Genomic DNA, 22928 nt, shown 5'->3' with positions numbered 1-22928 from the left:
GATGCAGACCTTTGCAGTCTAGAAATCAGAGCGCCGGGGCGCAGCGGGCTTGTGACGAAACGCGGTTTGCGGGGGCTGAGCTGCATTCCCCAGCGATCAGGCCGAATTCAGCCGAATTCAGCTGGGGCGGGTCCCCGCAATGGGGGCGATCGGCAGCTTCACATCCCCGCATTGCGCCCGATGCCGCAGCGCATGGTCCATCAGCACCAGGGCCAGCATGGCCTCGGCAATGGGTGTGGCGCGGATGCCCACGCAGGGGTCGTGGCGGCCGAAGGTCTCCACCGTGGCCGGGTTGCCGGCGCGGTCGATGCTGGCCTTGGGGCTGCGGATGGAGCTGGTGGGCTTGATCGCGATGCTGGCGACGATGTCCTGGCCGGTCGAGATGCCGCCCAGCATGCCGCCGGCATTGTTGCTGGCGAAGCCTTCGCGGCTCAGCTCGTCGCCATGCTCGGTGCCGCGCTGGGCGACGACGCCGAAGCCGGCACCGATCTCCACGCCCTTCACCGCGTTGATGCCCATCAGCGCATAGGCGATGTCGGCGTCCAGCTTGTCGAACAGCGGCTCGCCCAGGCCGACCGGCACACCGGTGGCTTCGACACGGATGCGCGCGCCGACCGAGTCGCCGGCGCGGCGCAGCTCATCCATATAAACCTCGAGCGCGGCGATCTTGCTGGCGTTGGCGGCGAAGAAGGGGTTGTCGCCAACATGCTGCCAGCCCTCGAACGGGATCTCGATCTCGCCGAGCTGGGTCATGCAGCCGCGGAATTCGGTGCCATAGGCCTGCTTCAGCCATTTGCGGGCCACGGCGCCGGCGCCGACCATCGGTGCCGTCAGACGCGCCGACGAGCGCCCGCCGCCGCGCGGGTCGCGCACGCCGTACTTGCGCCAGTAGGTGTAGTCGGCGTGGCCGGGACGGAAGGTGTCGAGGATGTTGCCGTAGTCCTTGCTGCGCTGGTCGGTGTTCTCTATCAGCAGGCAGATGGGCGTGCCGGTCGTGACGCCGTCGTAGACGCCGGACAGGATCTTCACCGCATCGGGCTCGTTACGTTGGGTGACGTGGCGGCTGGTGCCGGGGCGGCGGCGGTCCAGCTCGGGCTGGATGTCGGCCTCGCTGAGCTGCATGCCCGGCGGGCAGCCGTCGATGACGCAGCCGATGGCCGGGCCGTGGCTTTCGCCGAAATTGGTGACGCGAAAGAGTTCGCCGAAGGTGCTGCCTGACATATCCGCAAATTCTAGGTGGGCCCGAAAAGCAAAGGCGGCCCCGCAAGGCCGCCTTCATGCGTTGCGAACTTCATGCCGTCCGGCTTGCAAGCCGGGTGTCGTTCGGCAGGCGTCGCACAGCGCAGGCGCTGTTCTCAGTCCGGCCTCACAGTTTGGGCTCGGCCTCTGCGGGGTTCTCTTCGACCGGCCAGTCGCGGATATAGGCCTTGAGCATGCGGTTCTCGAAGTCCTGGCTGTCCACGACGGCCTTGGCCACGTCGTAGAAGGAGATCACGCCCATCAGCGTGCGGCCGTTCATGACGGGCATATAGCGCGCGTGCCGGCCCAGCATCATGCGGCGCACCTCGTCGATCTCGGTCTCGGGCGTGCAGGTCAGCGGATGGTCGTCCATGACCGTGCGCACGATGGTCGTGCCGACGGCACCGGCGTTCTTCACGACGGCCTGGATGACCTCGCGGAAGGTCAGCATGCCGACCAGTTCGCCATGCTCCATGACGACCAGGGAACCGATGTCGCGCTCGGCCATGACGGCGAGGGAATCCTTCAGCGGCTCGTCGGGCGTGACGGTGAACAGGGTGCCGCCTTTGACACGCAGGATATCGACGACTTTCATAGGGGCCTCCATGGGAAATTTCGTGATCAACATAGCACACAATCCTCGCGCATCCACACCATAGAAAACACCATGCCCGGCTTCGATACGCTTGCCCTGCATGCCGGCGCCCTGCCCGACCCGGGCACCGGCGCGCGGGCTACGCCGCTGCACCTCAGCACCTCCTTCGTCTTCGAGAACAGCGAGCATGCCGCCTCGCTGTTCAACATGGAGCGCTCCGGCCACGTCTACAGCCGGCTCTCCAACCCGACGACGGCCGTCTTCGAGGAGCGCATGGCCGCGCTGGACGGCGGCATCGGCTCAGTAGCCACGGCCAGCGGCCAGGCGGCACTGCACCTGGCCATCTGCACGCTGATGGGTGCCGGCGGCCACATCGTTGCGAGCACGGCGCTGTATGGCGGCAGCCACAACCTGTTGCACTACACGCTGCGCCGTTTCGGCATCGAGACCAGCTTCGTGAACCCGCGCGACCTCGACGCCTGGCGCGCCGCCATACGGCCCGAGACGCGGCTGCTGTTCGGCGAGAGCCTGGGCAACCCCGGTCTCGATGTGCTGGACATCCCGGCCGTCAGTTCAATAGCCCATGAGGCCGGCCTGCCGCTGCTGGTGGACGCGACCTTCACGACGCCCTATCTGCAGCGCCCGGCCGAGCTGGGCGCCGACCTCGTCTACCACTCGGCCACCAAGTTCCTGTGCGGCCACGGCACCGTCGTCGGCGGCGTGCTGGTCGACACGGGCAGCTTCGACTGGCAAGCCGCCCACGATCGCCACGGCAGGTTCGCGACGCTCTGCGAGCCCTACGACGGTTTCCACGGCATGGTGTTCGCCGAGGAGAGCACCGTCGGCGCCTTCCTGCTGCGCGCCCGCCGCGAGGGCCTGCGCGACTTCGGCGCCTGCATGAGCCCGCACACGGCCTGGCTGATGCTGCAGGGGCTGGAGACGCTGCCGCTGCGCATGGCGCGGCATGTGGCCAATGCCCAGGCCGTGGCCGAGTTCCTGGCCGCCCAGCCGCTGGTGGACAGGGTCGGCTACCCGGGCCTGGCCTCTCACCCCGACCATACCCTCGCGCAAAAGCTGCTGCCGCGCGGCGCCGGCGCCGTGTTCTCCTTCGACCTGAAGGGCACGCGGGAGCAGGGCCGCGCCTTCATCGAGTCGCTGAAGCTGTTCTCCCACCTCGCCAACGTCGGCGACGCCAAGTCCCTCGTCATCCACCCGGCCAGCACGACGCATTTCCGCATGGACGACGCGGCGCTGCGCCAGGCCGGCATCGGCCCCGGCACCATCCGCCTGTCCATCGGCCTGGAAGACCCGGCCGACCTCATCGACGACCTGAAGCGGGCGCTCAAAGCAGCGAGCAAGGCATGAAGTTCATCGTCGACAACCACGAGGCCTATGCCTACACCGGCGGCAAGCCCTTCGACCCTGCCCTGCCCTGCGTCGTCTTCATCCACGGCGCGTTGAACGACCACAGCGTCTGGACCCTGCTGGCCCGCTGGTGCGCCCACCATGGCTACGGCGTGCTGGCGCCCGACCTGCCCGGCCATGGCCGCAGCGGCGGCGCGCCACTGACCAGCGTCGAGGCCATCGCCGCCTGGCTGCACCGGCTGCTGGATGCGGCCGGCGTGGCCAAGGCCGCGCTGGTGGGCCACAGCATGGGTTCGCTGATCGCGCTGGAGGCGGCGCAGCGGGCGTCCACGCTGGTGATGGTGGGCACCGCCTACCCGATGAAGGTCTCGGAAGCCCTGCTGACGACGGCACGCGACCGGCCCGAGGCCGCGATGGCCATGGTCAACACGTTCTCGCATTCGCTGGCCAGCGCCAAGCCGGGCTACCCCGGCCCCGGCGCCTGGCTGCGAGGCGGCTCGATGGCGCTGATGCGCCGGCTGCAGTCGCGCCAGACGGCGGTGAACCTTTTCGAGAACGACTTCCAGGTCTGCGACCGCTACGCGGGCGGCGAGGCGGCCACGGCGCGCGTGGCCTGCCCGGTGCACTTCATTCTGGGCTCGCTGGACCAGATGACTTCACCCAAGCAGAACGCCGTGCTCGGCGGCCTGCTGAAGCCGCGCATCCACACGGTGCCGGCCGGCCACGCGCTGATGGCCGAGGCGCCGGACGCGATGCTGGCGGCCCTCAGGGCGGCGCTTCAGACCGGGGCGTAAGCCACATCTGCAAGGGCAAGCCCGCTTGCCGCTGCGGCCGGGCCTGCGCTTGAATGGCCGGCATGAGCGCCACCCGCTACACCCGCTTCGCCGATTTCTATCCCTTCTACCTGGGCGAGCACAGCAACACGACCTGCCGGCGTCTGCACTTCATCGGCTCGACGCTGGTGCTGGCCTGCCTGTTCGAGCTGGTGACGACGGGCGCCCTCGTCTGGCTGCTCTACAGCCTGCTCTGCGGCTACGGCTTTGCGTGGGTCGGGCATTTCTTCTTCGAGAAGAACCGCCCGGCCACCTTCAAGTACCCGATCTACAGCCTGATGGGCGACTGGCTCATGTACGCCGACATCTGGCGGGGCCGGATCAAGTTCTAGTCCACTGCGTCGGGGAAATGGCACCCCCGCGAGGACCAAAGCGGGCCCAATCAAGGCGCGAGACGCCGCCGGGGTTGGGCCCCGGCCATGCCGAGCAACGCTGAGTGGCCCGCTTTGGTCCTCACCCTGCGGGCCGGGGCGTGCCGGCAGGCATGCGGCGTTGCTCGTCGTTGCGGGCGCAAGCCCGCTGCCTCCTCGCGCCTTGTCTGCCTGCCGGCACGCCCCGGCGGGGGTGTCATTTCCCCGACGCAGTGGGCTAATTTCGCCAGGCCAGGCCGATGGCCGCGTAGCTGCCGTCGCGCTTCTCGACCAGCGGGCTGGCGGCCGCCGGGCCGAGCAGGCGGCTGGCGCCGGCCGAACCGAACACGAACCAGTGCCTGGCGAAGGGCCGCGTGAAGCCGACGCCGGCATGCAGGTCGCGCAGGCCGGAGCCGGGCACATAGGCCGGCCTGCCGCTCGCCGCCATGGCCCTCTCGGGCACGCCGAAATAGCTGCGCATGTTCTGCGCGTCGGCCGCGGAGAAGCCGATGCCGCTGGTCCACTCCAGCGTCGGGCTGCGGTAGAAGCGCCAGCCCAGGTTCACATCGGCGTTCAGGCCGCCCTGGTGGCCCAGCAGGTCCTGGGACAGCGCGGCGCCGAGGTTGAGGTCGGGGGCCAGGCTGTAGTTCGCGTAGAGGCGCGCGCGCAGCGTGCGCTTCACGTCGGGCAGGCCGCGCGTCGTGCTCGCGTCGTTGCTGCTGCGCCCGTTGTCCACGCGCAGCGCCAGCCCGAGGCGCAGCCTGGCAGTCTCGATGAGCTGGGTGCTGGCGCCCGGGCCGGCGCTTTCCCGGCCGAAGCCGAGCAGCGCGCTGCCGCCCGAGGTGCTGAGGCGCCAGCGGCCGACCTGCAAGGCCCACAGGGCGTTGAGCCGGGTCTGGCGCGAGGCGGCACCGTCGTACTCGGGCCGGCTCGAGACCGAGACGCCGATCAGGTAGCGCGCCGGCTGGCTTTCGGGCTCTTGCTCCTGTTGCTGGGCCTGGGCAAGCGGAGCGGCCGCGCAGGCGAGCAGCAGGAGGGAGGCGGCTTTCATGCCGCCAGCCTAGCAGCCCCTTGCGTCAGCCCAGCTTCAGTTCGCGTGCCAGATTCGACAGCATGTCGTCGACCATCGCGTCGAGGTCGTAGCGCAGCTGCCAGCCCCAGTCGGCCTGGGCGGCGCCGTCGTCGATGCGCTGCGGCCAGCTGGCGGCGATGGCCTGGCGGAAGTCGGGCACACAGTCCATCGTGAAGCCGGGCAGGCGGCGGCGGATGCTGGCCGCGATGCCTTCCGGCGTGAAGCTGACGCCGGCGAGGTTGTAGCTGCCGCGCTGCAGAACAGCGTCGGCCGGCGCGTTCATCAGCTCGATGGTCGCGCGCAGCGCATCGGGCATGTACATCATCGGCAGGGCCTGACCGGCTTCGAGGAAGCAGGTGTAGCGGCCGTCCTTCAGTGCCGAATGGAAGATCTCGACGGCGTAGTCCGTCGTGCCGCCGCCGGGCGGCGTCTTCCAGCTGATCAGGCCGGGATAGCGCAGGCTGCGCACGTCCACGCCGTGCTTGGCGTGGTACCAGGCGCACCAGCGCTCGCCGGCCAGCTTGCTGATGCCGTAGACCGTCGTCGGGTCCATCACGGTCGTCTGCGGCGTGTCCACGGCCGGTGTGTTCGGGCCGAAGGCGGCGATGGAGCTGGGCCAGAAGATCTTGTCCAGCTTCTCGTGGCGGGCCAGCTCCAGCACATTGAGCAGGCCCTTCATGTTCAGGTCCCAGGCCCACATCGGATGCTTCTCGCCATTGGCCGACAGGGCTGCGGCGAGGTGGTAGATCTGCGTGATCTTGTGGCGCTTGACGATGGTCGTCAGCGCGCCGGCGTCGGTCACGTCCAGCATCTCGTGCTTGAGCGTGGGCACGCGGCCCTGGGGGCTGAGGTCGCTGGTGATGACGGCGTCGTCGCCGTGCAGCTTCGCGAGTTCGCTGGCCAGTTCGGTGCCGATCTGGCCGTTGGCGCCGATGATGAGGATGCGGGGAGTGCTCATTTCAGGATGCCCAGTTCCTTGCCGGCTTGCGTGAAGGCGGCGACGGCCTTCTCCAGGTGTTCGCGCTCGTGCACGGCCGAGATCTGCACGCGGATGCGCGCCTGGCCCTTGGGCACGACGGGGAAGAAGAAGCCGACGGCGTAGATGCCCAGTTCCAGGATGCGCTTGCTCAGTTCCTGCGCTTTCACCGCGTCGTAGACCATGATGGGCACGATGGGGTGGGTGCCGGGCTTGATCTCGAAGCCGGCGGCCTGGATGGCCTCGCGGAAATAGACCGTGTTGGCCTCGAGCTTGTCGCGCAACGCGGTCGAGGCTTCCAGCAGGTCCAGCACAGCCAGCGATGCGCCGGCAATGGCCGGGGCCAGCGTGTTGCTGAACAGATAGGGCCGCGAGCGCTGACGCAGCAGCTCGACGACTTCCTTGCGCGCCGCCGTGAAGCCGCCGGAAGCACCCCCAAGCGCCTTGCCGAAGGTGCCGGTGATGATGTCGATCTTGCCGAACACGCCGCGGTACTCGGCCGTGCCGCGGCCGGTCTTGCCCATGAAGCCCGAGGCATGGCATTCGTCGATGCCCAGCAGCGCGTCGTAGCGGTCGCAGAGCGCGCGGATCTTGTCGAGCTGGGCGATGGTGCCGTCCATCGAGAACACGCCGTCGGTGAAGACCAGCGTGAAGCGCGCGCCCTTCTCCTTGGCCTCCTTCAGGCAACGCTCGAGGTCGGCCAGGTCGTTGTGCTCGTAGCGCCAGCGCTGGGCCTTGCACAGGCGGATGCCGTCGATGATGGAGGCGTGGTTCAGCGCGTCGCTGATGATGGCGTCCTGCTCACCCAGCAGCGGCTCGAACAGGCCGCCATTGGCGTCGAAGGCTGCGGCGTAGAGGATGGCGTCCTCACAGCCGACGAAGCGCGCGATGCGTTGCTCCAGCGTCTTGTGCAGGTCCTGGGTGCCACAGATGAAGCGCACCGACGACAGGCCGAAGCCATGCGTGCGCAGCGCCTCGTGCGCGGCCTCGATGACCTTGGGGTGGGACGACAGGCCCAGGTAGTTGTTGGCACAGAGGTTGATGACCTCGCGGCCATCGGCCGTCGTCACGACGGCGCCCTGCGGGCTGGTGATGATGCGTTCGGCCTTGAACAGGCCGGCGGCGCGGATGCCGTCGAGTTCGGACTGCAGATGTTGGTAGAAGGCTTGGCTCATGGCGTCGCTCCTGATGCACAATTCAGTAAATTGAACTTGTTCGATATATCGAACTTTCGTGCAGTATCCGAAAAACGTCTATCCAGGTCAAGCATGAACAAGCCTGCCGTCGATCTCGAACCTCCCCGCGTCGGCGCCGCCCTGCAGGCGTTGCGCACCAGCCGCGGCCTGTCGCTGGACGACCTGTCCAAGCGCGCGGGGGTCAGCAAGTCGATGTTGTCGCAGATCGAGCGCAACCAGGCCAACCCCACGGTCGCCGTGGTCTGGCGGCTGGCCAATGCTCTGGGCGTGGACATGGGCGAGTTGCTGGGTGGCGAGCGCAGCGCGATGCCGGCCATCGAGACGGTGCCCGCCCACGCGACTCCGGGGCTGACCAGCCCGGACGGGCTGTGCAAGCTGCGCATCCTCGGCCCCATCGAGCTGGCCGGCCAGTTCGAGTGGTACGAACTCAGCGTGCAGCTCGGCGGTGTGCTGGACAGCCAGGCCCACGAGCCCGGCTCACGCGAGCACCTCAGCGTGCTGACCGGCAGCCTGGAGGTCAGCGCCCAGGGCGTGACGAGCAAGCTCAAGGCCGGCGAGACGGCGCGCTATGCGGCGGACGGACCGCACGCCATCCGCAACACGGGCAAGTCCGCGGCGACGGCGTTGCTGGTGGTGCTTCATCCGTAGACTGCAGCCTCCGCTCAAAGGAGGCATGCATGCACATCACCCGTCGCGCGACCCTGGCCACGCTGGCCGCCCTGCCCTTCGCGGCGCAGGCGCAGGACAGGCCCATCAAGCTGCTCGTCGGCTTCCCGCCCGGCGGCGGCACCGATGCGATCGCCCGCCTGCTGGCCGAGGCCCTGCAGGCGTCGCTGGGCACGACGGTCATCGTCGAGAACAAGCCCGGTGCCGGCGGCCAGATCGCGGCCCAGGCCCTGAAGACGGCGGCGCCCGACGGCACGACCTTCTTCGTCAGCCACGACCACACCATCTCCATCCTGCCCCTGGTGCTGAAGAACCCGGGTTTCGAGCCCGCCCGGGACTTCGTGCCGGTGGCTGGCTTCGCGACCTTCGCGAACGCTCTGGCCCTGTCGGGTGGCACGCCGGCCACCAGCCTGGCTGACTACGTCGCGTGGGTGAAGAAGCAGGGCGGCCAGGGCAGCGTCGGCGTGCCGGCGCCGGCCTCGGTGCCGGAGTTCCTCGTCAAGCTGCTGGGCGAGAAGAACGGCCTGAACCTGCTCAGCGTGCCCTACCGCGGCAGCGCGCCGATGATCGCCGACATGCTGGGCAACCAGATCGCCGCCGGCATCGGCTCGGTTCCCGACCTCATCGTCAACCACCAGCAGAAGAAGCTGCGCATCGTCGCCGTCATGGGCCAGCAGCGTCAGGGCGTGCTGCCCGAGGTGCCGACCTTCGCGGAGCTGGGCCTCGCCGGCTTCGAGGACCTGCCCTATTACGGCGTGTTCGCGCCGGCCGGCACGCCGCGCGCGGCGCTGGAGCGCTTCTCGAACGCGCTGACCGGCGTCATCGCTCAGCCGGGCATGAAGGCGCGGCTCACGGAGCTGGGCCTGTCGGTCGGCATGATGAATTCGGCCCAGCTCGCGGCCCGCGAGCACGCCTATTCGGCGGCCTGGGCCCGCATCATCAAGGCCGGGGGCTTCCAGCCTCAGTGACGAGCAGGCGGTCCAGCGTCAGCCTCTCCCAGTCGCCCTGGGTCCACAGATTGGCCAGCAGGCCCTGGCGCTGGGCCAGGAAGGCGCCAAGCAGGGGCTGAACAGAGGCCTTCTCCGGTGCGCACAGCAGCACCAGGCGCTGGGCGCCCTCTTCCTCCAGCAGGCCGACCCAGTCCATGCCCACCAGCTTGTCGATGATGGGCGCCAGCTGCAGCGGGTCGACGCGCAGGGCGCCCGCCAATGCCAGATGCGACAGCCCTCGCTGCCCCGCCTCCCGCACCCGCCACAGCTCGCGCAGCACCTCCAGCGCCAGCGCCATGGGCTGGCCCGGCGTGTCGGGGCGCAGATGCAGGCGGCCCGTCAGGGCCGGCGTGTTGGCCGCCAGGATGGCGCCCAGCAGCACGATGACCCAGCCGAGATAGACCCAGATCAGGAAGACCGGCACGGTCGCGAAGGCGCCGTACAGCGTCGAATAGGTCGGCACCTGCTTCACATACCAGGCCAGCAGCGACTTCGCGAGCGAGAAGCCGATGGACACGAAGGCCCCGCCCAGCAGCGCGTGGCGCCAGCGCACATGGGTGTTGGGCACATAGTGGAAGAGCCCGGCCATCGCGAGGCCGAACAGCAGCACGTCGGCGCTGCCGAGGGCCGCGGAGATGCTGGCCGGCATCGCGGTCAGAAAGCCCTGGCTCGCACTGATGGCATAGCTCGTCAGCGTCAGGCTGCCGCCGAGCAGCAAGGGGCCCAGCGTCATGGCGGCCCAGTAGACGAGCACGCGCTGGGCCATGGGCCGCGGGCGCTGCACGCGCCAGATGGCATTGAGCGTGCGGTCGATGGTGAGCATCAGCGTCAATGCCGTGACGCCGAGGGCCACCAGGCCGACGGCGCCGAGCTTGCTGGCCTTGGCCGCGAACTGTGTCAGTGCGCCCAGCACCGGCTTGGCGATGTTGGGCGGGATCAGGCTCTTCAGGAAATACTGCTCCAGCGACGACTGGAAGCTGGAGAAGATCGGGAAGGCCGTGAAGATGGCCAGCATCACCGTCAGCAGCGGCACCAACGAGATCAGCGTCGTGAAGGTCAGGCTGCCAGCCGTGAGGCCGAGCTTCTCCTCGCGGAAACGCTGGCGGAAGGTGTGCAGGGTCTGCAGCCAGGGCCAGGCCAGCAGTTCGGTGATGAAGTTGCCCGCGAAGGCAATGGGGTTGCGGGCGAGCGGCGCGTCGGGGTTGGCCGCCGGCGGTGGAGTCGTGGGCATGGCTTCTATGATGCCGCAGCTATGTCCCCTGCCTCTGAAAGAACCGAACCGACGGCCACCGAACGCCTGTCGCGCAATGTCGCGCTGGCCGCCACCGTCGCTCTGCTGCTGCTGTGCCTGGCCTGGGAGCTGTGGCTGGCGCCCACGGGTCGCGGCACGCTGGCCGTGAAGGCCCTGCCGCTGCTGCTGCCGCTGGCGGGGCTGTGGCGCTATCGCATGTATACCTACCGCACGCTGGCCCTGTTCATCTGGCTCTATGTGCTTGAAGGCCTGGTGCGCTCGACCAGCGAGGGCGGGCGCGGCCAGTGGCTGGCCCTGGCCGAGGTGCTGCTCGGCGGCATCGTCTTCGTGGCCTGCACGGTGCAGATCCGCCAGCGGCTGGCGGCGGCGAAGGCGGCATGACGCCCTTCCTGGACGCGCTGCGTCAGCGGCTCGGCGAAGCCGGGCTGCTGATCGGCGGCGACCTGTCCGCCTATGAAAGCGACTGGCGCAAGCGCTACCCCGGCCGTGCGCTGGCCGTTGCGCGGCCGGCCTCGACAGCGGAGGTTGCGGCCGTGCTCAGGCTCTGCCAAGAGCACCGCGTGCCGGTCGTGCCCCAGGGCGGCAACACCGGCCTGGTCGGTGGCTCAACGCCGGACGACAGCGGCGGCCAGTTGGTGCTGAGCCTGGCGCGCATGAAGCGCGTGCGCAGCATCGACGCCGCCAACGCCAGTCTCACCGCCGAGGCCGGCTGCGTGCTGGCCGACGTGCAGGCCGCCGCGGCCGGCGCCGGCCTGCTCTTCCCGCTCAGCCTCGCGGCGGAGGGCTCGTGCACGCTGGGCGGCAACCTGGCGACGAACGCCGGCGGCACGCAGGTGCTGCGTTATGGCAATGCGCGCGAGCTGTGCCTGGGGCTGGAGGTCGTCACGGCGGCCGGCGAGGTCTGGCAGGGCCTGTCGGGCCTGCGCAAGGACAACACCGGCTACGACCTGCGCGACCTCTTCATCGGCAGCGAGGGTACGCTCGGCATCATCACCGCGGCGACGATGAAGCTGTATCCGCAGCCCAGGGACCGCCTGACCGCGCTGGCGGCCTGCGCGTCGCTCGATGATGCGGTGGCACTGCTGGGCCTCGCCCGCGCACGCGCCGGCGATGCGCTGACCGGCTTCGAGGTCATGAGCCAGGCCTCGCTGGCGCTGCTGGCGCGCGAGCTGCCGCAGCTGCAGCAACCGCTGGGCGCGGCGGCCTGGACCGTGTTGTTGGAGTTGTCCGATGCCGAGAGCGTCGAGCATGCTCGCGCCGCCTTCGAGGGCCTGCTGGGGGCCGCCATCGAGGGCGGCTGCGTGCAGGACGCGGCCATCGCACAGAGCCTGCAGCAGGCCCTGGCCTTCTGGCATCTGCGCGAGTCCATCCCGCTGGCACAGGCCCAGGCGGGGCTGAACATCAAGCACGACATCTCGCTGCCGGTGTCGGCTGTTTCCTCCTTCGTGGCCGAGATGGACGCCGCGCTGGCCGCCTACCTGCCCGGCATCGCGGTCATCAACTTCGGCCACCTCGGCGACGGCAACCTGCACTACAACGTGCAGGCGCCGGCCGGTGTCGCGCCGGCGGAGTTCCTGGCGGCGCACGAGGCGGCGATCAACGCCAAGGTCTACGACGCCGTGCAGCGGCGCGGCGGCTCGATCTCGGCCGAGCATGGCATCGGCCGTCTCAAGCGCGAGGAACTCGGCCGCCGCAAGGACCCGGTCGCGCTGGGCCTGATGCGGGCCATAAAAAAGGCCCTGGATCCCCAGGGCCTGCTCAATCCGGGCCGGCTGCTCTGAACCTCAGCGCTCGCTACGCGGCCTGCACCTGGCCGCCGCGGCGGCCGATCCAGCGCACCAGCGCACGCAGCACGCGAAACACGAAGCGGCTCAGCGTCAGGAAGGCGATGACTTCCAGGAAGCAAAGCACGCCCGACACGGCCGCACCCCAGCGGGCGGCGCGGCGCTGGAACTTCTGCCCCAGGTGATCGCGCATGATCTCGATGCTGTCGTAGAAACTGGGCACCATCAGCAGCGTCAGGAAGGTTGACGTGATCGTGCCGCCGATGATGGCGACGGCCATCGGGCGGTAGAACTCGCCGCCCTCGCCGATGCCGATGGCCACGGGCAGCATGCCGGCGATCAGCGCGAAGGTCGTCATCAGGATGGGGCGGAAGCGCTTGCGGCCCGCATGCATCAGCGCCTCCTCGCGCGGCACGCCGTTGGCCTCCTCCTGGCGCGCGGCGTCCAGCAGCAGGATGGCGTTCTTGGCCACCAGGCCGGCCAGCATGATGATGCCGATGAAGCTCATCAGGTTCAGCGTGCCGTGGGTCAGCAGCAGCGCGACGACGACGCCGATCAGCGACAGCGGCTGCGACAGCATGACCCCCAGCGGCGCGGTGAAGGAGTTAAACTGGATGACGAGGATGAGGTACATCAGGCCGATGCCCGACACCAGGGCCATGCCCATCGCGCCGAACACTTCCTGCTGATCCTTGGACGCACCGGCCAGCTTGATGCCATAGCCCGGCGGGAAGTTCATGCTCTCGGCGAGCTTCTGCGCGTCGGCCGAGACTTCGCCCGACGAGCGCCCCTGCGCATTGGCCGACACGGTGACGACGCGCTTGCCGTCGACATGCTGGATGGTGGCCGGGCCCTTGCCCGTCGTCACGGTGGCGATCTGCTCCAGCGGCACCATGGTGCCCGTCCCGGATACGGCGATCGGCAGGCGCTCGATATTGCCGGCGTCCACCCGGTCGGACGGGTGCAGGCGCACCGACACGTCGCGGGTCTGGCCGGTGGGGTCGATCCAGTCGCCGACCTGGATGCCGGCGAAGGCCACGCGCAGCGCATTGGCCGCGTCGCCCACCGAGATGCCCATCGCATTGGCCAGGCCGCGGTGCAGCTCGATGCGCAGTTCGTCCTGCGAGTCCTGTTGCGACAGGCCCACGTCCACGGCGCCCGGCACCTTGCGCAGCTTGGCCATGAAGTCCTCGGTCATCGCCATCAGCCGGCGCGTGTCCGTGCCGTAGAAGCGGATCTGCACCGGCTTCTGGCCGCCGTTGTTCAGGTCGTCCAGCACGACGTATTCGGCGCCGGTCAGCACCTTGAGGCGCTCGCGCAGATCAGCGGCGATCTCCTGGGCATTGCGCTTGCGCTGCGTGCTCTTGCCGAGGTCGATGTAGAGCTTGCCGCCGGTGGTCTGCACGAAGCTGTCGGTAGCCTTGGTCTCGGGCAGAAGCCTGGCCACGTCGGCCGCAGCGGCCAGCTTGCGCCGCGAATACTCGAGGCTGGCGCTGGGCGGCGTGCGGATGTCCACGGCGATGGTGCCGAAGTCGGAACTGGGCAGGAAGCTGGTGCCGCCGATGGTGGCCTGCAGCGCGATGGCCGCTGCAAAGCTCAGGAAGGCGATGCTCGCCATCCAGCGGCGGTGGTGCAGCGCCCAGGCAATGACGAGGCCGTAGCGGTCGGCCTGGTGGTCGAACCAGTGGTTGAACCTCTGCAGCAGCTTCGAGAAGCCGGTCTTGGGCGCTTCGTGATGGCCCGGCGGGTCGCCCCAGAAGGCCGACAGCATCGGGTCGAGCGTGAACGAGATCAGCAGGCTCACCAGCACCGAGGCGACGACGGTCAGCGCGAAGGGGCGGAACCATTCGCCGGCCACGCCGGAGATGAAGGCCACGGGCACGAAGACGGCGACGATGGAAAAGGTGGTCGCGGCCACCGCCAGGCCGATCTCGGCCGTGCCGCGGAAAGCCGCCGTGCGCCGGTCGGCGCCGCGCTCCATATGCCGCACGATGTTCTCGCGCACGACGATGGCGTCGTCGATCAGCACGCCAATGGCCAGGGACAGGCCCAGTAGGCTCATGAAGTTCAGCGAGAAGCCGAACAGCCAGACCGCGATGAAGGCGGCGATGACCGAGGTCGGCAGCGAGGTGGCCGTGATCAGCGTCGAGCGCCAGGAGTTCAGGAAGGCGTAGACGACGAAGATGGTCAGGCCGGCACCGAACACCAGCGCATGGATGACGTTGTCGAGGCTGTCCTGTGCGTCCTTGCCGCCGTCCTGCGTGATCTCGAGCTTGGTGCCGTCGGGCAGCGTCTTGTTGCTCTCCTCGACGATCTTGCGCACCTCCTTGGCGACCGTGACCGTGGAGGCCTCGCGCGAGCGGGTGATGGACAGGCCGACGTTGTTCTTGCCGTTGCGCACGCTCAGCGTCGTGCGCTCTGCGAAACCGTCCTCGATGCTGGCGACCTGGGCCAGGCGCACCAGTTCACCCCCCGTGCGTTTGACGACGATCCGGTCGAAGTCGGCCGGCGACTCGATGCGGCCGATCAGGCGGATGCTCTGGTCCTCGTACTCGCCGCGCACCTTGCCGACCGGGGCCGACATGTTCTGGTTGCGCAGCGCGTTGACGACGTCGCTGACCGAGACATTGAACTCGCGCAGCTTCTGGCCGTGCAGCAGCACCGACAGCTCGCGGTTCAGCGAGCCGAAGACGTCGACCTTGCCGACGCCGGGGATGGCGCGGAACTTGTCGGCCAGCTGGTCCTCGGCGATGCGCGACATCTCGGCATGGCTGAGCGTCTTGGACTCGAGCGAGACCTGCATGACCGGCTGGGCCGAGGGGTCGACGCGCTGCAGGATGGGCTCGCGCATCTCCTGAGGCAGGTTGTAGCGCACCGAGGCGATGGCGTTGCGTACGTCGTCGGCGGCCTCAATGAGGTTCTTCTTGAAGTCGAACTGCAGCACGAAGGTGGCCTGGCCCTCGCCGGCCGTCGAGCGCACCTCGGTCACGCCCGGCACGGCCAATAGCGGCCGCTCGACGCGGTTGACGATCTCGCGCTCGCTGGTGTCGGGCGAGGCGCCCGGATACGGGATGCTGACGACGAGGATGGGGATCTCGACGTCGGGGTTCTGGTTGACCTTGAGCTTGGTCAGGGCCAGCAGCCCCAGGGCCATGATGCCGATGATGCAGACGATCGTGGCGATCGGCTTCTTGATGGCGAAGTCGGAAATCAGCACCTCAGCCTCCTGCGCTCGCCGCCGACGCCGCCTGGGCGGCGGCCTGCTGCACCGCCGTGCCCTCGACCAGGGTACGGCTGGGGTTGCGGATGATCATGTCGCCGCTGGCCAGGCCGCTCTTGATGACGAATTCGCCGCTGCGCTCGTCGCGCTCGCCGAGCACGATGGGCTGGCGGCGGAGCTTGGCGTCCTTGACGACCCAGGCGAACACGCGGTCGCCGTCGCGCTGCAGGTCGGCCTCGCCCAGCATCAGAGCCGCCACGCTGGTCGTGCGCACATGGCCCTCGCCATACAGGCCGGCAACGGCCGCCTGCCTGGGGTCGACGAAATCGACCAGCAGCGCGACCTGGCGCGTCACCGGGTCGGCCGCCACGTCGATGCGGCGGATGCGCCCCTCGGCATGCGGGTTGGCGGCGCCGTTGATGCGCAGGTCCACCGCCTGCCCCACCTTCAGCTCCGCGCGGCGGTCGGCCGAGACATAGCCCTCGAAGCGCATGCTGGCCGGGTCGAGCACCTTGAGCAGGGCTTTGCCGACCTGGGCCGTGTCACCGGGCGAGACCTGGCGCTCGCTGACGACGCCGTCGAAGGGCGCGCGCACCTCGGTGCGGGCCATCTGCTGGCGGGCGGCCACGAGCCTGGCCTCGGCCGCGACCTTCTCGCTCATCGCCGCGGCGCGGCGGTTCTGGGCATCCTCGAGGGCCTGCTGGGAGATCATGCCCTGGGCCTGCAGTGCCTTCTGGCGCTGCCACTGGCGGTCGGACTGCTCGAAGGCCTCGTGGGCGGCGCGCGCGGCCTCCTCGGCCGAGGTCAGGCTGTCGCGGATGGACGTCGCGTCCAGGCGCACCAGCAGGTCACCCTTGTGCACCAGCTCGCCGTTCTCCTTGAGCACCTGCAGCACGATGGCCGAGAGCTCGGAGCGCAGGTCGGCACGGCGCTCGGGCTGCACCGCGCCGGTGATCAGCGGGCCGCTGCTGTGCTCGCTCTGGCCCAGCACCAGCCGGTCTTCCATGGCGAGTCGCAGCGGGGGTTGCGCCTTGGCCTCGGCGGCTTCGGCACCCGGCTTTTGGCAGCCGGACAGTGCCAGCAGCGCCGCCAGTGCGAGCAGGGACAGGAGACGGGGCGCGGTCGGAGTCTGCAGTTGGGGACGGTGAGTCATCCTGAGGACGGCTGGCGCCGGAAAGTCGATGAAAGGGTGATGGAACACAACGGGCGGCGACGGCCGGTGGGGCCGGCCTGGATCAGGGCATCGGCCCCGCACTGGCAGCGTTGTCGCCGCTTTCTGAAACGGGCAGCCGGGTTGGATCCGCAAACGGCCTGAAACAAAAACGGGCGAAGCATAACGACATCGCCCCAGGGTGCTGGAAGTCCTGTGACGAGCTGCAGATTGCGGCGCCGGAATGCCGTTCCGGCCGACGGGCCGCAGAGTTGGCCGACAGGCCTTGTGTTCAGGCCGGCGCCTGCCACTCCAGCGGCCAGGCGCCCTGGCGCCAGCGCTGCAGCCACAGCAGGCCGATCAGCGTCTTCGCGTCGGTGAGCTCGCCGCGGGCGGCGAACGCGTCCAGCTCGGCGGCCGTGTGTGTGACGAGTTCGAGAAACTCGCCCTCGTCGAGTTTCTGCACGCCCCGCGTGAGGCCGCGCGCGAAGTAAATGTGAATGCCCTCGTCCGAGTAGGCGATGGCGTTGTGCAGCAGGCCGGCGTAGGCCCATTCGGCGGCGCTGTAGCCGGTTTCCTCGAGCAGCTCACGCCTGCCGCAGAGCAGCGGGGTCTCGCCGGCGTCGAGCTTGCCGGCCGGGAACTCCAGCATCACGCGGCCCATCGGGTAGCGGTACTGGCGCTCCATCAGCAGGCGCTCGTCGTCCAGCAGCGGCACGACCATCACGGCCCCGGGATGGCGGATGTATTCGCGGTGGGCCGTGCCGCCATCGGGCAGCGCGACGCGGTCGCGGCGCACGTCGAGGAAGTGGCCGCGGTAGACCTGGGTGCTGTCGAGCGGCAGCTCGACGAGATGATCGTCAGCCCCGGCCACGACGCAGATACCGCCAGACGAAGCCGGGAAAGCCCAGCGTGATGAAGAGGCAGGCCGCGGCGGCATAGAACTGCCAGTCCTGCTCGTGGCGCTGGCCGAGGCGGGCCTCCAGCATCGAGCCGAGGCCGAAGACGAGCACGGCCATCAGCGCCAGCTCCAGCAAGCGCCACCAGGCAGCCTTGGGCGCGCGGCGCGGGCCGACCAGCAGCACGCGCTCGCTGAAGTAAGGCAGGTTGGCCGCGACGACGGCCGCGGCCAGCACCAGCCAGACGGCCAGGGACTGGTCCATCGCTGCAGCGCCCGTCAGGTCGTCAGCGCCTGACGGATCGCGACCTTGCACAGGTCGAGCAGGCCACCCGGCAGCAGGCCGAGCACCAGCACCGCGGCGCCGTTCAGCGTCATGACGAGGCGTACGTCCGTCGGCGCGGCGATGGCGGCGGCGTCGGTCGGCTCGTCGAAGAACATGACCTTGACGACGCGCAGGTAGTAGAAGGCACCCACCAGGGACACGACGACGGCGAACACGGCGAGCCAGAGGTAGAAGCCCACGCCCGTCGCCACCAGGGCCTGCAGCACGGCCAGTTTGGCGTGGAAGCCGACCGTCGGCGGCACGCCGGCGAGCGAGAACATGAACATCGTCATGACCAGCGCGAACCAGGGGCTGCGCCTGGCCAGGCCGGCCAGGTCCTTGATCTCCTCGGCCTCATGGCCCTGTCGCGACAGCAGGATGACCATGCCGAAGGTACCCAGCGTCGTCAGCACGTAGGTGACGGTGTAAAACATCGCCGAGCTGTAGGCGTTGGCGGCCGACAGCGTGTTGTTGTTGACGACGCCGGCCGTCATGCCCAGCAGCATGAAGCCCATGTTGGCGATGGTGGAGTAGGCCAGCATGCGCTTGAGGTTGCTCTGCGCGATGGCGGCGAGGTTGCCGATCAGCAGGGACAGCACGGACAGCACGACCAGCATCTGCTGCCAATCCACCGCCAGGCCGATCATGCCCTCGACGAGCAGGCGCACCGTGATCGCGAACGCGGCCAGCTTGGGTGCGGCACCGATCAGCAGCGTGACGGCCGTGGGGGCGCCCTGGTAGACGTCGGGCACCCACATGTGGAAGGGGGCGGCGCCCAGCTTGAAGGCCAGGCCGGCCACGACGAAGACGACGCCGAAGACCAGCACCGACTTGTTGGGCACGCCCTGCGAGATCACGTCGAAGACCTGCGGGATGGAGAGCGAGCCGGTGGCGCCGTACATCATCGACAGGCCGTAGAGCAGGAAGCCGCTGGCCAGAGCGCCGAGCACGAAGTACTTCATCGCGGCCTCGGTCGCGATCGCGTTGTCGCGGCGCAGCGCGACGAGAGCGTAGAGCGACAGGCTCATCAACTCCAGGCCGAGGTAGATGACCAGGAAGTTGTTGGCCGACAGCATCACATTGATGCCCAGCAGCGAGAACAGGCTGAGGATGAAGAGCTCACCCTTGAGCATCTCGCGCACGCCGGCGTAGGGGCGCGCATAGACCAGCGTGACCAGCGTGGCGACGCAGGCGAAGCCTGCGAGCAGATGGCCCATCGGGTCGGCGACGACCATGCCCTGCATGGCATAGGTGGTCAGGCCGGCATCGAAATAGCTGAAGTGCAGGCCGGCGACGACGACCAGCGTCAGCTGGGTCAGCCAGTAGGTCGGGCGGCGCTGCTCGTCGGTGACCCACAGGTCCACCAGGGCGACGACGCAGCCCATCGCCAGCAGCAGGATTTCGGGATAGATCGCGAGCCAGTTCATGTCGTTCATTGTTTTGCCTTTGGCTCGTCGTCAACCCGGGATCTTGCTGAGCGCGACGTGCTGCAGCAGTTCGGTGACCGAGGCGTGCATCACATCGGTGAAGGGCTTGGGATAGACGCCCATGTAGAGCGTGGCAATGGCCAGGAGGGCGAGCATGACGAACTCGCGCCGGTTGATGTCGCTCAGCGCGCGGACGTCGTCGTTGGCGATGTCGCCGAAGTAGACGCGCTTGACCATCCACAGCGTGTAGGCCGCACCGAACACCAGGGCGGTCGCCGCGATGCCGCCAAGCCAGAAGTTGGCCTTGACGGTGCCGAGGATGACCATCCACTCGCCGACGAAGCCGGCCGTGGCGGGCAGGCCGCAATTGGCCATGCCGAAGAACACGGCGAAGGCGGCGAACTTGGGCATGGTGTTGACGACACCGCCGTAGGACGCGATCTCTCGCGAATGCACGCGGTCGTAGAGCACGCCGATGGAGAGGAACATCGCGCCCGACACGAAGCCGTGCGAGATCATCTGCACGAGGCCGCCGGAGACGCCGAGCTCGTTGAAAATGAAGAAGCCCAGCGTGACGAAGCCCATGTGCGCGATGGACGAGTACGCCACCAGCTTCTTCATGTCCTTCTGCACCAGGGCCACGAGGCCGATGTAGACGACGGCGATCAGCGACATCGCGATGATGAGCCAGGACCACTGGTGGGCGGCGTCCGGCGCGATCGGCAGCGAGAAGCGCAGGAAGCCATAGCAGCCCAGCTTCAGCATGATGGCGGCCAGCACGACGGAGCCGCCCGTGGGCGCCTCGACGTGGGCGTCCGGCAGCCAGGTGTGCACCGGCCACATCGGCACCTTGACCGAGAAGGCGGCCAGGAAGGCGAAGAACAGCCAGGTCTGGGCGCTGCCCGTCAGCGGCAGCTTGTGCCAGGTCTGGATGTCGAAGCTGCCGGCCGACTGGTAGTACAGATAGAGCAGCGCGACCAGCATCAGCAGCGAGCCGGCCAGCGTGTAAAGGAAGAACTTGAAGGCCGCGTAGACGCGGTTCGGGCCGCCCCAGACGCCGATGATGATGTACATCGGGATCAGCGTGGCCTCGAAGAACACGTAGAACAGCATGCCGTCCAGCGCGCAGAACACGCCCACCATCAGGCCGGACAGGATCAGGAACGCGCCCATGTATTGGTTCACGCGCGTCTCGATGACCTCCCAGGCCGAGATGACGACGATGACGGTGATGAAGGCCGTCAGCGGCACGAACCACATCGAGATGCCATCCACACCGAGGTGATAGCGGATGTTGAAGCGTTCGATCCAGGACAGGTTCTCGACGAACTGCATCGCGGCGGTCGTCGTGTCGAAGCCGGTGACCACCGGCAGCGTGACGAGGAAACTCGCCAGCGCCGCGACGAGCGCCATCCAGCGCACCGCATTGGCCTGTTCGTCGCGCCCGAGCGCCAGCAGCAGCGCACCGCAGACGATGGGCAGAAAAATCGCAAGACTCAGCATCATTCTTGTTCTCCGCCTTCTCGATCAGGCCCCGAGCAGGGACTTGAACTGGGGCTCGATAAAGGGCCAGAGCTTCCAGGTCATCAGACCCATGACGCCGAGGATCATGACGAGGGCGTACCAGTAGAGATAACCCGTCTGCATGCGGCGCACGAGGCCCGCGATGCCGCCGACCGCGCGGGCCGAGCCGTTGATGATCAGGCCGTCGATCAGGCCGGCGTCGCCGCCCTTCCACAGGCCGATGCCGATGGCACGTGCCAGGCGGGCCAGCACGTTCTCGTTGAACCAGTCCATGAAGTACTTGTTCTCGAGGATGACGACGATGGGACGCAGCACCTTGGCCAGCGTGGCCGGAATGCCCGGCGCAACCATGTAGAACACATAGGCCGTGACGACGCCGGACAGGGCCAGCCAGAACGGCAGCGACGTCAGGCCGTGCAGGGCCATCTCGGCAGCACTGTGGAACTCTTGGGTGAGTTCCTCCATCGCCGGATGGATGTGCTCGTTGACGACGATGGCGTCCTTGAAGAAGTCGCCGAACAGCATCGGCTGGATGGTCATGAAGCCGATGACGACCGACGGGATGGCCAGCAGCACCAGCGGCGCCGTGACAACCCAGGGCGACTCGTGCGGCGTGTGGTCCTCGTCGTGGGCGTGGTGCGCGTCGTGCTCGGCCGCGTCTTCCTGCGGGAAGGGCTTGTGATGGAAGCGCTCCTTGCCGTGGAAGACCAGGAAGTACATCCGGAACGAGTAGAAGGCCGTCACGAACACGCCGATGATGACGGCCGCATAGGCGAACTCTGCACCCGGCAGATGGCTGGCGTGCACGGCCTCGATGATCGAGTCCTTGGAGTAGAAGCCCGAGAAGAACGGCGTGCCGATCAGGGCCAGCGAGCCCAGCAGCGACGTGATCCAGGTGATGGGCATGTACTTGCGCAGGCCGCCCATGTTGCGGATGTCCTGGTCGTGGTGCATGCCGATGATGACCGAGCCCGCGCCGAGGAAGAGCAGTGCCTTGAAGAAGGCATGCGTCATCAGGTGGAAGACGGCGACCGAGTAGGCCGAGGCGCCCAGGGCCACGGTCATGTAGCCGAGCTGGGACAGCGTGGAATAGGCGACGACGCGCTTGATGTCGTTCTGGATGATGCCCAGGAAGCCCATGAACAGCGCCGTGATCGCGCCGATCACCATGACGAAGTTCAGCGCGGTGTCGCTCAGCTCGAACAGCGGCGACATGCGCGCCACCATGAAGATGCCGGCCGTCACCATCGTCGCGGCGTGGATCAGCGCGGAGATGGGGGTCGGGCCTTCCATGGAGTCCGGCAGCCAGACGTGCAGCGGGAACTGGGCCGACTTGCCCATCGCACCGATGAACAGGCAGATGCAGGCGACGGTCATCAGCGACCAGTCACCGCCCCACAAAGGCAGGGGGAAGACCATCTTGGACAACTCGTCCGCCTTGGCGAAGGTCTCGGCGTAGTTCAGCGAGCCGCCGAAGGCCACCAGCAGGCCGATGCCCAGGATGAAGCCGAAGTCGCCGACCCGGTTCACCAGGAAGGCCTTCATGTTGGCGAAGATGGCCGTCGGCTTCTTGTACCAGAAGCCGATCAGCAGATAGGACACCAGGCCCACCGCCTCCCAGCCGAAGAACAGCTGGAGCATGTTGTTGCTCATGACCAGCATCAGCATGCTGAACGTGAACAGCGAGATGTAGGAGAAGAAGCGCTGGTAGCCGTCGTCCTCTTCCATGTAGCCGATGGTGTAGATGTGCACCATCAGAGACACGAAGGTGACGACGCACATCATCATGGCTGTCAGGCCGTCGATGAGGAAACCGACCTCCATCTTCAGCGTGCCGAGAGTCATCCATTCGTAGACGGTGCCGCTGAAGCGGGCGCCGTCTACGGCGACGCTGTACAGCGTCATCGCGGAGATGATGAAGGCGACGAGCACGCCGAGGATGGTGACCATGTGCGAGCCGCGGCGGCCCACCGTCTTGCCGAAGAAACCGGCCACGATGGCGCCCGCGAGCGGCGCCAGCGGCACCGTCAGCAGCAGGTTCTGGGAGAGTTGTGCAGACATCTTTTT

General features: G+C 68.1%; 20 protein-coding genes. 7 read left to right on the top strand and 13 right to left on the bottom strand.

Going from position 1 to position 22928, the window contains the following annotated elements; all coding sequences use genetic code 11:
• Positions 1-117: 117 nt before the first annotated feature.
• Together aroC and EV671_RS05650 are read right to left on the bottom strand one after the other, a co-directional pair.
• Positions 118-1221 carry a chorismate synthase gene (aroC, locus tag EV671_RS05655; protein WP_132570314.1) on the bottom strand — a complete coding sequence of 368 codons (1104 nt, stop codon included), beginning with the start codon at positions 1219-1221 and terminating at the stop codon, positions 118-120.
• 145 nt (positions 1222-1366) lie between these two features.
• Complete coding sequence (locus tag EV671_RS05650; RefSeq protein WP_132570313.1) at positions 1367-1834, bottom strand: CBS domain-containing protein; 468 nt, start codon at positions 1832-1834, stop codon at positions 1367-1369.
• A 72-nt stretch (positions 1835-1906) separates the two neighbouring features.
• Here EV671_RS05650 and EV671_RS05645 point away from each other — a divergent pair, with 72 nt between their 5' ends.
• Genes EV671_RS05645 through EV671_RS05635 form a run of 3 tightly spaced genes read left to right on the top strand, consistent with a single transcriptional unit; the run spans position 1907 to position 4364 of the window.
• Positions 1907-3199, top strand: coding sequence for an O-acetylhomoserine aminocarboxypropyltransferase (locus EV671_RS05645; protein ID WP_132570312.1), 1293 nt, complete (start codon positions 1907-1909; stop codon positions 3197-3199).
• Positions 3196-3993, top strand: coding sequence for an alpha/beta fold hydrolase (locus tag EV671_RS05640; protein ID WP_132570311.1), 798 nt, complete (start codon positions 3196-3198; stop codon positions 3991-3993). Before EV671_RS05645 ends, EV671_RS05640 begins: the two co-directional genes overlap by 4 nt.
• 53 nt (positions 3994-4046) lie before the next feature.
• Complete coding sequence (locus EV671_RS05635) at positions 4047-4364, top strand: Mpo1-like protein (RefSeq protein WP_132570310.1); 318 nt, start codon at positions 4047-4049, stop codon at positions 4362-4364.
• Between the two features lie 256 nt (positions 4365-4620).
• Here the strand turns inward: EV671_RS05635 and EV671_RS05630 are convergent, their stop codons facing one another.
• Genes EV671_RS05630 through kbl form a run of 3 tightly spaced genes read right to left on the bottom strand, consistent with a single transcriptional unit; the run spans position 4621 to position 7605 of the window.
• Complete coding sequence (locus EV671_RS05630; RefSeq protein WP_132570309.1) at positions 4621-5433, bottom strand: MipA/OmpV family protein; 813 nt, start codon at positions 5431-5433, stop codon at positions 4621-4623.
• A gap of 25 nt (positions 5434-5458) precedes the next feature.
• Complete coding sequence (locus EV671_RS05625) at positions 5459-6412, bottom strand: NAD-dependent epimerase/dehydratase family protein (RefSeq protein WP_132570308.1); 954 nt, start codon at positions 6410-6412, stop codon at positions 5459-5461.
• Positions 6409-7605, bottom strand: coding sequence for a glycine C-acetyltransferase (gene kbl / locus EV671_RS05620; protein ID WP_132570307.1), 1197 nt, complete (start codon positions 7603-7605; stop codon positions 6409-6411). The genes EV671_RS05625 and kbl overlap by 4 nt, the downstream gene beginning before the upstream one ends.
• Before the next feature lie 93 nt (positions 7606-7698).
• Here kbl and EV671_RS05615 point away from each other — a divergent pair, with 93 nt between their 5' ends.
• Together EV671_RS05615 and EV671_RS05610 are read left to right on the top strand one after the other, a co-directional pair.
• The gene (locus EV671_RS05615; protein ID WP_132570306.1) at positions 7699-8274 is read left to right on the top strand and encodes a helix-turn-helix domain-containing protein; all 576 of its coding nucleotides are present in this window, start codon (positions 7699-7701) and stop codon (positions 8272-8274) included.
• A gap of 29 nt (positions 8275-8303) precedes the next feature.
• Positions 8304-9260: a Bug family tripartite tricarboxylate transporter substrate binding protein gene (locus tag EV671_RS05610; RefSeq protein ID WP_132570305.1), complete on the top strand. Its 957-nt coding sequence runs from the start codon at positions 8304-8306 to the stop codon at positions 9258-9260.
• Here the strand turns inward: EV671_RS05610 and EV671_RS05605 are convergent.
• Positions 9232-10512 carry a YihY family inner membrane protein gene (locus EV671_RS05605; protein WP_132570304.1) on the bottom strand — a complete coding sequence of 427 codons (1281 nt, stop codon included), beginning with the start codon at positions 10510-10512 and terminating at the stop codon, positions 9232-9234. The genes EV671_RS05610 and EV671_RS05605 overlap by 29 nt on opposite strands.
• A 21-nt stretch (positions 10513-10533) precedes the next feature.
• On the opposite strand from EV671_RS05605, the gene EV671_RS05600 reads away from it, so the two are divergent.
• Positions 10534-10914, top strand: a complete 381-nt coding sequence (locus EV671_RS05600; RefSeq protein ID WP_132570303.1) for a DUF2069 domain-containing protein — start codon at positions 10534-10536, stop codon at positions 10912-10914.
• On the top strand, positions 10911-12314 hold the full coding sequence (locus EV671_RS05595; protein WP_132570302.1) for an FAD-binding oxidoreductase: 1404 nt from the start codon (positions 10911-10913) through the stop codon (positions 12312-12314). Before EV671_RS05600 ends, EV671_RS05595 begins: the two co-directional genes overlap by 4 nt.
• Positions 12315-12327: 13 nt before the next feature.
• Here EV671_RS05595 and EV671_RS05590 read toward each other — a convergent pair whose 3' ends face one another.
• The 7 genes from EV671_RS05590 to nuoL form a co-directional block, all read right to left on the bottom strand.
• A complete protein-coding gene (locus EV671_RS05590; protein WP_132570301.1) occupies positions 12328-15534 on the bottom strand; it encodes an efflux RND transporter permease subunit in 3207 nt (1068 codons plus the stop codon).
• A 1-nt stretch (position 15535) separates the two neighbouring features.
• On the bottom strand, positions 15536-16690 hold the full coding sequence (locus EV671_RS05585; protein WP_132570300.1) for an efflux RND transporter periplasmic adaptor subunit: 1155 nt from the start codon (positions 16688-16690) through the stop codon (positions 15536-15538).
• A 289-nt stretch (positions 16691-16979) separates the two neighbouring features.
• Entirely contained in the window at positions 16980-17561 is a 582-nt protein-coding gene (locus EV671_RS05580) for an NUDIX domain-containing protein (RefSeq protein WP_243655591.1), read from the bottom strand.
• Positions 17548-17850 (bottom strand): DUF2818 family protein, encoded by a 303-nt coding sequence (locus EV671_RS05575; RefSeq protein ID WP_132570298.1) that lies wholly within the window; start codon positions 17848-17850, stop codon positions 17548-17550. The genes EV671_RS05580 and EV671_RS05575 overlap by 14 nt, the downstream gene beginning before the upstream one ends.
• 14 nt (positions 17851-17864) lie before the next feature.
• On the bottom strand, positions 17865-19346 hold the full coding sequence (gene nuoN / locus EV671_RS05570) for an NADH-quinone oxidoreductase subunit NuoN (protein WP_132570297.1): 1482 nt from the start codon (positions 19344-19346) through the stop codon (positions 17865-17867).
• Positions 19347-19367: 21 nt separating this feature from the next.
• A complete protein-coding gene (locus EV671_RS05565) occupies positions 19368-20840 on the bottom strand; it encodes an NADH-quinone oxidoreductase subunit M (protein ID WP_132570343.1) in 1473 nt (490 codons plus the stop codon).
• 24 nt (positions 20841-20864) lie between these two features.
• On the bottom strand, positions 20865-22922 hold the full coding sequence (gene nuoL, locus EV671_RS05560) for an NADH-quinone oxidoreductase subunit L (RefSeq protein ID WP_132570296.1): 2058 nt from the start codon (positions 22920-22922) through the stop codon (positions 20865-20867).
• Between the last annotated feature and the right edge of the window lie 6 nt (positions 22923-22928).

The sequence above is a fragment of the Roseateles saccharophilus genome, assembly GCF_004342485.1.
Taxonomy (GTDB): domain Bacteria; phylum Pseudomonadota; class Gammaproteobacteria; order Burkholderiales; family Burkholderiaceae_C; genus Pelomonas; species Pelomonas saccharophila.
Note: the sequence above shows the minus strand (reverse complement) of the source record. Positions and strands in the feature narration are given on the sequence as shown.